Genomic DNA, 12,862 nt, shown 5'->3' with positions numbered 1-12,862 from the left:
TATGGGCGATCTGCTGGAACCCTGGGTCCTTGTGACGCTTGCCGCCGCGGCGGTTCAGACATGGCGGCTGATGCTGCAAAAGCAGCTCAAGGGGCTGGGCCTGTCGACGGGCGGCGCGACCTTCTCGCGTTTCCTCTTCGCCGCGCCCCTCGCGCTGGCGGGGCTTGCCACGCTGCTGTGGTGGCACAACGGGCCCTTTCCTGCGCTCGACCTGCGCTTCTGGGCGTTTGCCGTGACGGGCGGGCTGGCGCAGATCGTCGCCACCTTCTGCCTCGTCGCGCTGTTTTCCGAGCGCTCTTTCGCGGTGGGCGTGGCCTTTACCAAGACCGAGGTCATTCAGGTCGCAGCCTTTTCGGCGCTGGTTCTGGGCGAAGCGGTCAGCCTGCCGGGCCTCGGCGCCATCGCACTGGGCACGCTTGGCGTGATCGTCCTGTCACGCCCGCCCGAAGGCTGGCGCAGTGGCAAGGTGCTCAACCGCGCGACCGGCCTGGGCGTGTTGGCGGGGGCGCTGTTCGGGCTGTCGGCGATCGGCTACCGGGGCGCCACGGTCGAAATCGACCATCCCGACGCGCTGCTGCGCGCCATCGCAGCACTGGCGATGGTGACGAGTCTCCAGACGCTGGTGATGATCGCATGGCTGCGCTGGCGCGAGCCGGGCGAGCTGTCGCGCGTCTTCGGCGCGTGGCGCCGGGTGCTGCCGGTGGGCGTGACGGGGATGCTGGGCAGTCTGGGCTGGTTCACGGCCTTTGCGCTGCAGAACGCGGCCTATGTGCGCAGTCTGGGACAGGTGGAATTGCTGTTCTCGATCCTCGTCTCGGCGCTGGTTTTCCGCGAGGTGCCGCGCCGCTGGGAGGTTCTGGGCATCGTGCTGTTGGGCCTGTCGATCGTCGGGATCGTGCTGCTGGCGTGACGCCCCGCGGCCCTCGTCAGCCCTGCGCGTTCACTGCATACATGCGCCGCACGAAGGTCTGCAGGATACCCAGCCCGCTGTCGCGCTCGAACGGATGGTCGGCGGCGGCAAGCACAGCAAGCGTCACAACCCGTCCGCCCACCGGCAGAATCGCGCGCCAATAGGTCTCGTCGAACGAGGACGGGTTGCCCTCGTCGCGAATCAACAGCCAGACCGCGCCCTCGGCATAGGTCGCTTCCAGCACCTCGACATCGCGCGGATCGCCCGAGCGGCTGAGCTGCGCGCGCCCGGGCGTCGAGCGCATGAAATCGGGCAGCGAGCGGAACATGTCGGGCGTGCCATCGGTCTGCAGCCCCGTGACGGTCGCGCTGAGCACCGGCGTCGGGCGCAGCGTCATGCGGCAGCGAACCAGCAGAACGAAGGCTTCGATATCGCTTTCGGTTGTTGCCTCGACATCGATGCAATACCCCGCCGGACCCGAGACCCGCACCGCCCCTCTGAGCACCGACACCTCGCTGGGCCCCGAGGCGGGCATCAACCCGCGCGTGGCCGCTTCCGTCAGCGGCGCGGTCTCGAAACAACCCGCCAGCGGCAGGATCAGCGCGGCAAGCGTCAGGCGCAAAGAGCGAAGCCAGGGTTTGCTCATCGCAACGGTCCCGCCGGTCTCGAAGGCGAACGCGCGCGAAACGCCGGCCGCGCGTTCGGGCGGTGACGGCGACCTGCCGGCGGGCAGTGAGGGTGTTGGGGCAACCCGGTTCGGTTCGCAGGCATCTCGGTCTCGGTCAGCATGGTGAATAACCGGGATACTGAAGGACCGGCAGCCGGGCAAGCCCGCCGGCAGGGCGCGGGGTTAAAATCGCCGCGATCCGGGCGCCCGGCGAATGCGACAAAAGCGCCGGGAAAAGCCGCAAGAAAGGCTCGACAGGCCGCGGGCGACAGGCTATTCGCATCGCATGATCGATTTAAGCGCCCCGTTTGTCTCGCGACGCCGACGCCCCCGCGTCTGATCGATCCCGCATGCCCGGACGTCTGATGTCCGTATGCGACCCCTCCACAATCTGTGAACCTGCATTGACTTGGCCCCGTGCCTTGGGCACCTATGGGCCTTCCCATTCAAAGGGTGATTGACATGATCCCGTCTGTCCTGCCGACCTATAACCGCACGCCGCTTTCCTTCGTGAAGGGCGAAGGCTCGTGGCTGACCGAGGCGGATGGTCGCCGATTTCTCGATCTGGGCGCGGGCATCGCGGTGAACGCTCTGGGTCATGCCAATCCCGAACTGGTCGCGACCCTGACCGAACAGGCGCAGAACCTGTGGCATGTCTCGAACCTGTACCGGATCCCGCAGCAACAGGCGCTGGCCGACCTGCTGGTCGAGACCACCTTTGCCGATACCGTCTTTTTCACCAATTCCGGCACCGAAACCGCCGAACTGGCGATCAAGATGGCGCGGAAATACCATTACGACAAAGGCACCCCGCGCGAGACCTTCCTGACCTTCGAGGGCGCCTTCCACGGCCGCTCGACCGCCGCGATTGCCGCAGCGGGATCGGAAAAGATGGTCAAGGGCTTCGGCCCGCTGATGCCGGGTTTCAAACAGCTGCCCTGGGACGATATCGAGGCCTTCGAGGCCGCGATGGATGACAGCATCTGCGCCGTCATGGTCGAACCCGTGCAGGGCGAAGGCGGCATCCGTCCGATGCCCGCCGATCAGCTCAAGGCCCTGCGGGCGGCCTGCGACCGGACCGGCGCGCTTCTGATCTTCGACGAGGTGCAATGCGGCATGGGCCGGACCGGCAAGCTCTTCGCGCATGAATGGGCGGGCGTTGCGCCCGACATCATGATGGTCGCCAAGGGCATCGGCGGCGGCTTCCCGCTGGGCGCCGTGCTGGCGACCGAGGACGCGGCCTCGGGCATGGTGGCGGGCACGCATGGCTCGACCTATGGCGGCAACCCGCTGGGCTGCGCCGTGGGTCTGAAAGTCACGCAGATCGTCTCGGACCCCGCCTTCCTCGACGCGGTCAGCCGCAAGGCGGGTTTCCTGCGCCAGAAACTTGAAGGCCTCGTCGACGCGCATCCCGACTGCTTCGAAAGCGTGCGTGGTCTGGGCCTGATGCTGGGGCTGAAATGCAAGGCGCCCGCCGCCGATCTCGCTGTCGCCGCGCGCGAGGCGGGCGTGCTGGTCGTTCCCGCCGCCGATAATGTGCTGCGCCTGCTGCCCGCGCTCAATATCCCCGACGAGGATCTGGCGCAGGCCGTTGAGCGCCTCGACACCGCCGCCACGGCCTTTGAAGCCCAATGATCTTCACTTTGTTGCAAATACTCCGGGGGTGAGGCGCGACAGCGCCGAGGGGGCAGCGCCCCCTCCCCGGAGTTTCCGAAAGCCTGAATAATGAAGCATTTTCTCGACATCCACACCACCGACACCGCCGATCTGCGGGCGATCATCGACCAGGCCGCGGCGATGAAATCCGCGCGCAAGGACCGCCACAAGGGCGCGCCCGATGACGAACAGCCGCTCAAGGGTCGCATGGTCGCGCTGATCTTCGAAAAACCCTCGACCCGGACCCGCGTCAGCTTCGATGTCGGCGTGCGCCAGATGGGCGGCCAGACGATGGTGCTGTCGGGCAGCGAGATGCAGCTCGGCCATGGCGAGACCATCGCCGACACTGCCCGCGTGCTGTCGCGCTATGTCGACCTGATCATGCTGCGCACGTTCGAAGAATCGGTGATCCAGGAAATGGCGGAATATGCCAGCGTGCCGGTGATCAACGGGCTGACCAACCGCACCCATCCCTGCCAGATCATGGCCGATGTGCTGACCTATGAGGAGCATCGCGGCCCGATCGCCGGAAAGAAGGTGGTGTGGGCCGGCGACGGCAACAATGTCTGCGCCTCGCTTTTGCACGCGGCCGGGCAGTTCGGCTTCGACTTTACTTTCACCGGCCCCCAGCCACTGGACCCGGAAAACGAATGGATCCGCTATGCCCGCGACAAGGGCCGCGACGTGGTGATCGAACGCGACCCGATGAAAGCCGTCGCGGAGGCGGATCTCGTCGTCACCGATACCTGGGTGTCGATGCATGACAGCCAGTCCACCAAAGAGCGCCGCCACAACCAGCTGCGCCCCTATCAGGTGAACGAGCGGCTTATGGCAGCGGCAAAGCCCGACGCGCTTTTCATGCATTGCCTGCCCGCTCACCGCGAGGACGAAGTGACCTCGGCCGTGATGGACGGCCCGCAATCGGTGATCTGGGACGAGGCCGAGAACCGCCTGCACGCCCAGAAGGCCGTCATGCGCTGGTGCCTCGGCGTCTGACCCCACGCCAGACCTATCGACGAAAAGGGGGGCTGTCTGCCCCCCTCTTTGGCTGCGCCAAATTCACCCCCTGAGGATATTTTCGGATCAAAGATGCGTGGTTAACGAAAGCTCAACGCCGCATCTTTGTTCTCTAAATATCCCGGGGGTGCGGGGGCTGGCCCCCGCCGGTGACCGGTACGCCCTCGCCCGCCGCTCTGAGGATCAAAGCCCCAGCTTCGCGCTGACCAATGCGTTGACTGCTGCCGGGTTGGCCTTGCCGCCGGTGGCCTTCATTACTTGTCCGACGAACCAGCCCGCCAGTTTCGGGTTCTGCTTGGCTTTTTCGACCTGCGCCGGATTGGCGGCGATGATCTCGTCGACCGCGGCTTCGATGGCGCCGGTATCGGTGACCTGTTTCATGCCCTCGGTCTCGACGATCTCGTTCGGGTCGCGGCCGGTCTCGACATGGATTTCCAACACGTCTTTGGCGATCTTGGTCGAGATTTCGTCCTTAGCCACCATCGCAAGGATGGCGGTGTTGACGGCGGGCGCGGCGATCTGGCGGGGCGTTACCTCGGCCTTGTTGGCGCGGCCCAGCACCTCGTTGATGATCCAGTTCGCGGTTCTCTTGCCGTCCCCGCCGCCCAGCGACTCTTCGAAATAGCGCGCCAGCTCGACATCCGCCGTCAGGACCGAAGCGTCGTAATCCGTCAGGCCGAAATCACTCATGAAGCGCGCCTTCTTGGCGTCGGGCAGTTCGGGCATCGCAGCCGCGATTTCATCGACCCATTCCTGTTCGATTTCCAGCGGCAGCAGATCGGGATCGGGGAAATAGCGATAATCCTGCGCCTCTTCCTTGGAGCGCATCGAGCGGGTTTCGCCCTTGTCGGGATCGTAGAGGCGCGTTTCCTGATCGACCTTGCCGCCATCTTCCAGGATGGCGATCTGACGCCGGGCCTCGTAATCGATGGCCTGCTGGATGAAGCGCATCGAGTTCATGTTCTTGATCTCGCAGCGCGTGCCGAGATGGCCGAAATCCTGCGTCTCCATGTATTTCTCGTACTGGCCGGGACGGCAGACCGAGACGTTCACATCGGCGCGCAGGTTGCCGTTTTGCATGTTGCCGTCGCAGGTGCCCAGATAGCGCAGGATCTGGCGCAGTTTGACGACATAGGCTGCGGCCTCTTCCGGCCCGCGGATATCGGGGCGCGAGACGATCTCCATCAGCGGCACGCCGGTGCGGTTGAGGTCGATGAAGGACATGTTGGGGTCCATATCGTGGATCGACTTGCCCGCGTCCTGTTCGACATGGATGCGTTCGATCCGCACCACGCGCGCGACGCCCGCGCCCATCTCGACGATGACTTCGCCCTCGCCGACGATCGGGTGATAGAGCTGGCTGATCTGATAGCCCTGCGGGTTGTCGGGGTAGAAGTAATTCTTGCGGTCGAAGGCCGAGCGCAGGTTGATCTGCGCCTTCAGGCCCAGCCCGGTGCGCACCGCCTGCTCGATACAGAATTCGTTGATCACCGGCAGCATGCCGGGCATCGCCGCATCGATGAACGAAACGTTCGAATTGGGCTCGGCGCCGAAGGTGGTCGAGGCGCCCGAGAACAGCTTGGCCTGCGTGGATACCTGGGCGTGGATCTCCATGCCGATGACCAGTTCCCAGTCGCCGGTCGCTCCGGCGATGACTTTGGGCTTGGGGGCATCAAAGCTGAGATCGAGCATGTCGGTTTCCTTTGTAGGGCCGCACGGCGGGCGCGCGCGGTCTGGACGGGGATCGGAGCGGTTCTAGAACGGCCCGCGCGCGGTGAAAAGCGGTTTCGAGGCCCCTGGCAAGGCGGTTTCCGGCGTTTTCTTGCCGAGAGCCCGTGGCAGCGCGCCAAGCTTGCTTGCCACGACTCGATTTGCAGAGCATGGGAAGCCGGGTTGAAACAATCCCGGACGGATCCATGCGCCTCGCCCTTTGCATCGTGCCATTCCTCGCGGCCTGCGTCATGCAGCCCGTTGTCGAGGAAACCGCTCCCGAAGTCGCCGCGCGCTGGAACCATCGCCCCGAATCCGCCGAGTGGAACACCGCGATGATCGAAGCGTTGCTCACCGACGGCACCCCGATGGTGCATACGGTTCCTGCCGATATCGACCACTTCTGCCCCGATTACGAAGAGGCGACGCCGAGCCAGCGCGCGGCGTTCTATGTCGCCTTCTTCTCGGGCCTCGCGCGGTTCGAGAGCACGTGGAACCCCCGCGCGGCGGGCGGCGGCGGGCGCTATCAGGGGCTGTTGCAGATCTCGCCCACGACGGCGCGGTATCATGGCTGCGATCTGGGCGAAGACGGGCTTTATGACGGCGCGGCGAACCTTGCCTGCGCGGTCCGTATCGCCACGGCGGCGATTTCGCGCGACGGCGTGCTGGTGCAGGGGCGCGGCGGCGTTGCGGCGGATTGGCCGCCGATGCGCGACCCGGCCCACCGCGCCGAGGTGGCCGAATTCACCAACGCCCTGCCGCAATGCAGCAACGCCGTCCGCACCGCCGCTTTGGACGCCCAGTAACGCACTGCGCTTGAAACGGCGGCGCCCCATTCCCGGGGCGCGCGCCTGTAATCCGTGGCGTTACTTACCGGTCGAGCCGCCCGACGAACCGCTCGAAGAGCCGATCCCCGCCGCATCGTAGCCCGGATCGATGACCATTTCGCGGAACTGGCGGACGACCGCCTGCCACCACTGGATGGAATCGTCGAAATTGACTGCGCTCACCCCGCCTGCGAGGTTCACGTCCCATTCGATCGTCGCGTTATCGCGGCTGTCGAGATAGGCGGCCGAGAAACGGCGGTCGCGGTTCCACTGGTTCATCGCTTCCATCGAATGGGCGCCGTTCGATTCCCACCATGCGCGGAACTGGACGGACGTGCAGTTCTGCCCGGCATCGTTGCAGTTGAGAAACGAGATCGTGTAGACGATGCCATCCATCTCGCCGCGCAGCCAACGGCCGTCTTCGTCCTGACGGCGTTCGATCGTGCCATAGGCGCCAGCGATTTCCTGAATGCGGTCCAGATCGTTGCCGGTGATCATACCGGCAAGCGAAGATTGCGCCATTGCCGGTGAGGCCAGCATCAGGGCAAGGGCGGATGACGCGAAAAGCGTGCGAACAGACTGCATGAGAATCCCTCCATCAAAATACGCACCGACGCTAGCACCGGCCAGCGCACAGGTGCAATCACATGCGCGTGGTAAGGCTGAAACCTTTGCGCAGAAGACGCGGGCGACGGGTTTCCGCAGGGTCCGATGTGCGGGGCGCAGCCGATGCCGGGCGAGGTCGCTTGCAATAGGGCGTCGATTGCCGCAAAAGGCGCGGACACGCCTCGACAATGCCTCAGGGAAGCTGCCGGAAACTCGCATGTTCGAATACAAGGTCGTCCCCGCGCCGGTGCGCGCCGTCAGGGTCAAAGGTCTGAAAACCACCGCCGAGCGCTTTGCGCATACCGTGGCCGAGAGCATCAATGCCGAAGCCGCAGGCGGCTGGCAATTCGTGCGCACCGAAACCATGCCCTGCGAGACCCGCTCGGCTCTGGGTGCGACGAAGCAGACGCAGCAGGTCGTGATGATCTTCGCGCGCGAAGTCGGTGCACGCCGCCCCGATGCGGGCGCAGCGCTGGCGGCGGTGCAGGCCGCGCCGGCAGTCCCGGCCCCTGCCCCCGCGCCCGTCCGTGCGGCGCCGCAGCCCGTGGCCGACCCCGAGCCGCAGCCGGTTGCCGAAGCGCCGCGCGTCCAGCCGGAACCGCAGGTCGCGCAGGCCCCGGCAGAGGAAGAACCTGCCGCCCCCGTTCGGCGGCGCGAGCCGCTGTTCCGCTCGGGCGCCATGCTGCGTTCGGAAGGCGCGGTGCGTAACGAGCCGGTTCTGCGCCCGCGCGCGGCACCCGACGAGACCGAAAACGGCGAAGACGGCGAGCGCTGAGCGCGCTCCGTCTTCGCCTGTCGCTCACAGGCTTTTCAGCCATCACCGAGAAACGGGGCGCCGATCCGGGCGCCTTTCGCTTTTCTTTTGGTGGCTCAAAGCTGTAAAGTATCGCCTCCGACTCGCAGGGAGGTTTCGCAGTCGCGAATCCTCGCTTTCCGGCAGGCAAAAACCACAGGCAAAATACGGCACCCATGTCTCGCGACCCTTTCAGCTTCGATATGCGCGCGTCCAGCGACAAAAAGAAAAAAGCCCGCGGCCGCCGCGGGATGTCCGGGGCCGTCGAGACCTCGGCGCGCATCTGTCAGCATCCCGGCTGCAACGAGCCGGGCCAGTATCGCGCCCCGCGCTCGCCCGATGCGCTGGACGATTATCTGTGGTTCTGCAAAGACCACGTGCGGGAATACAACCTCAAGTGGAATTTCTTCTCGGGCCAGACCGAGGCTGAGCAGAACGAAACCATGGAGCGTGACCGCGTCTGGGGCCGTGCCACCGATGCCTTTGGCAATACCGAGCGCCGAGACTGGTCGCGCCATGGGATCGACGATCCGTTTCAGATCCTTGGCGACAACGCGACCCGGCGGCGCACCGATCAAAAGAACCCCGGACGCGGGGCCGCGACGCGCAAGCTGCCCTCGACCGAACGCAAGGCGCTCGAGATCCTCGACGCCCGCGACACGATGAGCCGCAGCGAAATCCGCAAGCAATACAAGAGCCTTGTCAAAGACCTGCACCCGGATCTCAACGGCGGCAACCGCGCCGATGAAGAACGCCTGCAAGAGGTCGTCTGGGCCTGGGACCAGATCAAGGAAAGCCGCCACTTCCGCGAGTGACGGCCTCCGCTTGCCCGTAAGGTTTCCCCGGCCCGGCCCTGCCGCGCCGGGGTTTTCAATTCAGCCCGTCGCCTTCGACGCCATGTCACGCTCAAGCGTGCGCTGCGCCGCGGGCCGCTGTGCACAACGTTCGATCCAGTCCCGGATCACCGGATTGTCGGGGATCAGGTCGGGCAGCCATGAAAACGGGCTCACGCATAGCAGATCCGCCGCAGAGAACGTATCGCCCAGCAGCCACGGCCCACGCTCCAGCGCCTCGGCCAGCCGCGCGGCCATCGTGTCGAAATCGCGCAGCGTGCTCTCGAAATAGGGGTGACTGACGCCCGCCATGCGGATCAGCATCAGCGGCTCCATCACGCCTTGGTAATAGAACAGCCACGACAGATAGGCGCCACGCCCCGGCGCGCCGTGAACCGGCCCCAGCCCCGCCTCGGGATAGCGGTCGGTGAGATAGAGCATGATCGCCCCGCGCTCGCGCAGATGCTCGTCGCCATCGACCAGATAGGGCACCTTGCCCTCGGGATGCGGATTGGCGGGATCCGCGCCGCCTCTGCCATCGGCCCTGCGCACCGTGACATCGCGAATATCGATATCGGCGCCGAGCTCGTCGATCAGCGTCACCACCGACGAGGATCGGCTGAAATACGAATGGTATAAAACGGGCATCCTTGGCTCCTTTGGATTTCTGTGCCCATGCTGTAAGCCGGGGCTGCTGACAGATTACGGCAGGATGACATGGCCCGCACCGACCGCCTGATGCGCCTGATGACCGCGCTGCGCCGCTTGCCCGCCCCGGTGACGGCCGCGCGGCTCGCCGCAGAGACCGGCGTGTCGCCGCGCCAGCTATACCGTGACATCGCCACCCTGCGCGCGGGCGGCGCGCTGATCGACGGTGAGGCCGGTCTGGGCTATACGCTGACCGAAGACAGCGCGCTGCCGCCGCAAAGCTTCTCCCGGCTGGAAATCGAAGCGCTGATGCTCGCGCAGAACGCGCTGGCGCATATGGGCGACGACACCCTCACCCGCGCCGGTCGCGACGCGCTTGCGCGCATCGTTGCCACGCTGCCCGACGCGCAGGCCCGCGCAGCGCTTCATCACACCCACACGTCTTGGCATCCCGGCGCGAGCCGTCCTGCGCCCAGCATTGATCTGGATCTTCTGCGCGAATGCTGCTGGGACGAGGTGAGCGTGCATATCACTTATCTGGACCGGCAAGAGCGCCGGACCGAGCGCGAGGTCTGGCCGCTTGGGGTCTCCTACAGCCAGAACACCCTCATGCTGTTGGGATTGTGCAGGATGCGGATGGATTACCGCTATTTCCACATCGACCGGATCGAGACCCTGCGCCCCGGACGCAGTTTCCGCCCGCAACGAGTCCCGCTTCTGCGTGCCCATCGCGCGCGGCGCCACAATGCTTAGCCCGATGAGCAATCGACAAGAAAAATGATCGGAAATGCAGATTGCATTAACCGTTCCCAAATTCTGCCACTTTTTGCCTGCAATCAGGGGGTGTGACGCGACTGTATGTGCGTCCTTGTGGAGAGTGACATGCGTAAGAGTGCCCTGACCGCCTTTCCCCGCCTGCGCGACCTCGGGATCGCGACTTTACGGGGGCTGCGCCTATCCGGCCCCGAGCAACAACGCCGGGCCCGCGTCGCCCGGCTTTTCAACACCGTCTTCGCCGTCGAAACCAAGTCCCGCCGCGCGGAACTGGTGAGCTATTACCAGAGCGTGCATGCCTGCGACCGCACGCATGCCATGCTGCGTGCGATCGAAGCTCATTTGCCGGAAATCCACGAAGGCCGCTTCACGCCGCGATCAGTCCCCGGCCTTTCAGCAGCGCCTCAACCCCTGGCATCGAGCCGCGGAACTGCCGATACAGCGTCTCTGCCTCATCCGAGCCGCCTTTCGACAGGATGAAATCCTCGAGCTTGCGGGCGGTTTCGGGATCGAAGGCACTGCCCGCTTCCTCGAAAGCGGCGAAGGCATCGGCGTCCATCACTTCGGACCACATGTAGCTGTAATAGCCCGACGAATAGCCGTCACCCGCGAAGACATGCGCGAAATGCGGCGTCGCATGGCGCATCCGGATGGCATGCGGCAGACCGATATTCTCCAGCACCTCGGCTTGTTTCTGCATCGGATCGGCAGGCGGCGGGCCATCGTGGAATTCCAGATCCACAATCGCCGATGCCAGGAATTCCACCGTGGCAAAGCCCTGATCCCAGGTCGAGGCGTTTTTCAGCTTCTCGCGCAGCTCTTCGGGCATCGGTTCGCCGGTCTGCCAGTGCTTCGCGTGGGCCTCGATCACTTCGGGGACGTCGAGCCAATGCTCGTAAAGCTGGCTGGGCAGTTCGACGAAATCGCGCGCCACCGAGGTGCCCGAGATCATCTTGTAGGTCACATCGGTCAGCATCCCGTGCAGCGCATGGCCGAATTCATGGAACAGCGTGCGCGCATCGTCCCAAGACAGCAGCGCCGGATCGCCCTTGGCGAAGTTGCAGACATTGACGACGACCGGCCGCACCTCACCATCCATTGCCGATTGATCGCGGAATCCCGACATCCACGCGCCCGAGCGTTTCGAGGCCCGCGCGAAATAGTCGCCGATGAACACCGCCATATGACGCCCGTCGCGGGTGACGTTCCACGCCCGCGCATCGGGATGATAAAGCGGCACGTCAAGCGGCTCGAACTCCAGCCCGAACAACCGGTGGGCCACGTCGAACGCGGCCTCGATCATCGCATCGAGCGACAGGAAGGGCTTGAGCGCCGCCTCGTCGAAATCGTGCAGCGCGTGGCGTCGCTTCTCGGCGTAATAGCGCCAGTCCCACGGCTCAAGCGGGCCCTCGAACCCGTCGGCATGAAGCATCGCCTCCATCGCCGCCGCGTCTTCTTCGGCCTTGGCCTTGGCGGGCTCCCAGACCCGCATCAACAGATCACGCACCGCGTCAGGGCTGCCGGCCATCTCGGGTTCCAGCTTGAAACGCGCGAAATTCGCATATCCCAAAAGTTCGGCGCGTTCCTGCCGCAGCGCCAGCGTTCGCGCCGCGATATCGCGGTTGTCGGTCTCGCCGCCCGTCATGCCCCGCGCGCCCCAGGCCTCGTAGGCTTTCTCGCGCAGGTCGCGCCGCGTCGAGTATTGCAGGAAGGGCACGATCAACGAACGGTTCAGCGTGACGATATGGCCGTCCATCCCGCGTTCGCGCGCTGCCGAGGCAGCGGTGTTGACGACGAATTCGGGCAGTCCCGACAGGTCATCGAGCGGCATGAACCACGCGGCCTCGTCCGCCAGCAGGTTCTGCGTGAACTGCGTCCCCAGCGTGGCCAGCTCGGATTTCACCGCCGCCATCCGCTTGGCCTCGCCCCCGTTCAGCCCCGCGCCCGCGCGTTGGAACATGCGGTGATAGAGCATCAGCACGCGCTCTTGCTCGGGCGTCAGCGCCAGCGTGTCCTTGCGCGCCCAGAGATCGGCGATCCGTCCCCAAAGCGCGGTATTCGCGGTGATCTCGCTGGAATAGGCCGAAAGCTTCGGCGCCAGATCGCGCTGCAGCGCCTGCCGCGCGGGGTTCGAATCTGATCCCGCAAGGTTGAAGAACACCCCCGCGACGCGATCCAGCAGCGCATCCGCACGCTCGAGCGCCTCGATCGTATTGGCGAAGGTCGGCGCGTCGGGGTCGGCGGCAATCGCGGCAATCGCCGCGCGCCCCTGTTCCAGCGCCGCCTCGAACGCGGGCGCAAAATCCTCGTCGCGGATCTGGTCGAACGGGGGCAGTGAGAAAGGACCGGTCCAGTCGGTCAGCAGCGCATTGGTCATCGTCAGGCCTTCTTGGGGGGCAATGTCGTCACCCCTTAGATGGG

The 12,862-nt window shown here is 65.3% G+C and carries 13 protein-coding genes; 7 read left to right on the top strand and 6 right to left on the bottom strand.

Annotation, left to right across the window (positions count from 1 at the left end; genetic code table 11):
- The first annotated feature begins 1 nt into the window (after position 1).
- The gene (locus tag JI664_RS06425) at positions 2 to 910 is read left to right on the top strand and encodes a DMT family transporter (RefSeq protein WP_286173903.1); all 909 of its coding nucleotides are present in this window, start codon (positions 2 to 4) and stop codon (positions 908 to 910) included.
- Positions 911 to 926: 16 nt separating this feature from the next.
- Here JI664_RS06425 and JI664_RS06420 read toward each other — a convergent pair whose 3' ends face one another.
- A complete protein-coding gene (locus JI664_RS06420) occupies positions 927 to 1,556 on the bottom strand; it encodes a hypothetical protein (protein WP_207012910.1) in 630 nt (209 codons plus the stop codon).
- Between the two features lie 483 nt (positions 1,557 to 2,039).
- Here JI664_RS06420 and JI664_RS06415 point away from each other — a divergent pair, with 483 nt between their 5' ends.
- Both JI664_RS06415 and argF read left to right on the top strand, forming a co-directional pair.
- On the top strand, positions 2,040 to 3,212 hold the full coding sequence (locus tag JI664_RS06415) for an aspartate aminotransferase family protein (protein ID WP_207012909.1): 1,173 nt from the start codon (positions 2,040 to 2,042) through the stop codon (positions 3,210 to 3,212).
- A 90-nt stretch (positions 3,213 to 3,302) separates the two neighbouring features.
- Positions 3,303 to 4,229 (top strand): ornithine carbamoyltransferase, encoded by a 927-nt coding sequence (gene argF, locus JI664_RS06410; protein WP_207012908.1) that lies wholly within the window; start codon positions 3,303 to 3,305, stop codon positions 4,227 to 4,229.
- A 204-nt stretch (positions 4,230 to 4,433) separates the two neighbouring features.
- On the opposite strand, the gene gatB is transcribed toward argF, so the two are convergent.
- A complete protein-coding gene (gatB, locus tag JI664_RS06405; protein ID WP_207012907.1) occupies positions 4,434 to 5,942 on the bottom strand; it encodes an Asp-tRNA(Asn)/Glu-tRNA(Gln) amidotransferase subunit GatB in 1,509 nt (502 codons plus the stop codon).
- 224 nt (positions 5,943 to 6,166) lie between these two features.
- Here gatB and JI664_RS06400 point away from each other — a divergent pair, with 224 nt between their 5' ends.
- Positions 6,167 to 6,766, top strand: coding sequence for a transglycosylase SLT domain-containing protein (locus JI664_RS06400; protein WP_207012906.1), 600 nt, complete (start codon positions 6,167 to 6,169; stop codon positions 6,764 to 6,766).
- 60 nt (positions 6,767 to 6,826) lie between these two features.
- On the opposite strand, the gene JI664_RS06395 is transcribed toward JI664_RS06400, so the two are convergent.
- Positions 6,827 to 7,372, bottom strand: coding sequence for a YbjN domain-containing protein (locus tag JI664_RS06395; protein ID WP_207012905.1), 546 nt, complete (start codon positions 7,370 to 7,372; stop codon positions 6,827 to 6,829).
- A 238-nt stretch (positions 7,373 to 7,610) separates the two neighbouring features.
- On the opposite strand from JI664_RS06395, the gene JI664_RS06390 reads away from it, so the two are divergent.
- Together JI664_RS06390 and JI664_RS06385 are read left to right on the top strand one after the other, a co-directional pair.
- A complete protein-coding gene (locus JI664_RS06390) occupies positions 7,611 to 8,168 on the top strand; it encodes a DUF4177 domain-containing protein (RefSeq protein ID WP_207012904.1) in 558 nt (185 codons plus the stop codon).
- Positions 8,169 to 8,362: 194 nt separating this feature from the next.
- Positions 8,363 to 9,001, top strand: a complete 639-nt coding sequence (locus JI664_RS06385) for a J domain-containing protein (protein ID WP_207012903.1) — start codon at positions 8,363 to 8,365, stop codon at positions 8,999 to 9,001.
- A gap of 60 nt (positions 9,002 to 9,061) precedes the next feature.
- Here the strand turns inward: JI664_RS06385 and JI664_RS06380 are convergent, their stop codons facing one another.
- On the bottom strand, positions 9,062 to 9,667 hold the full coding sequence (locus JI664_RS06380; protein ID WP_207012902.1) for a glutathione S-transferase family protein: 606 nt from the start codon (positions 9,665 to 9,667) through the stop codon (positions 9,062 to 9,064).
- Between the two features lie 69 nt (positions 9,668 to 9,736).
- On the opposite strand from JI664_RS06380, the gene JI664_RS06375 reads away from it, so the two are divergent.
- On the top strand, positions 9,737 to 10,420 hold the full coding sequence (locus tag JI664_RS06375; protein WP_207012901.1) for a helix-turn-helix transcriptional regulator: 684 nt from the start codon (positions 9,737 to 9,739) through the stop codon (positions 10,418 to 10,420).
- A gap of 201 nt (positions 10,421 to 10,621) precedes the next feature.
- On the opposite strand, the gene JI664_RS06370 is transcribed toward JI664_RS06375, so the two are convergent.
- Complete coding sequence (locus tag JI664_RS06370) at positions 10,622 to 10,783, bottom strand: hypothetical protein (RefSeq protein WP_207012900.1); 162 nt, start codon at positions 10,781 to 10,783, stop codon at positions 10,622 to 10,624.
- Positions 10,784 to 10,808: 25 nt separating this feature from the next.
- Entirely contained in the window at positions 10,809 to 12,818 is a 2,010-nt protein-coding gene (locus JI664_RS06365) for a M3 family metallopeptidase (protein ID WP_207012899.1), read from the bottom strand.
- Positions 12,819 to 12,862: the final 44 nt, after the last annotated feature.

Origin of the sequence: Rhodobacter sp. NTK016B (assembly GCF_017303295.1) — a bacterium.
In the GTDB taxonomy this organism is placed as follows: domain Bacteria; phylum Pseudomonadota; class Alphaproteobacteria; order Rhodobacterales; family Rhodobacteraceae; genus Pararhodobacter.
Note: the sequence above shows the minus strand (reverse complement) of the source record. Positions and strands in the feature narration are given on the sequence as shown.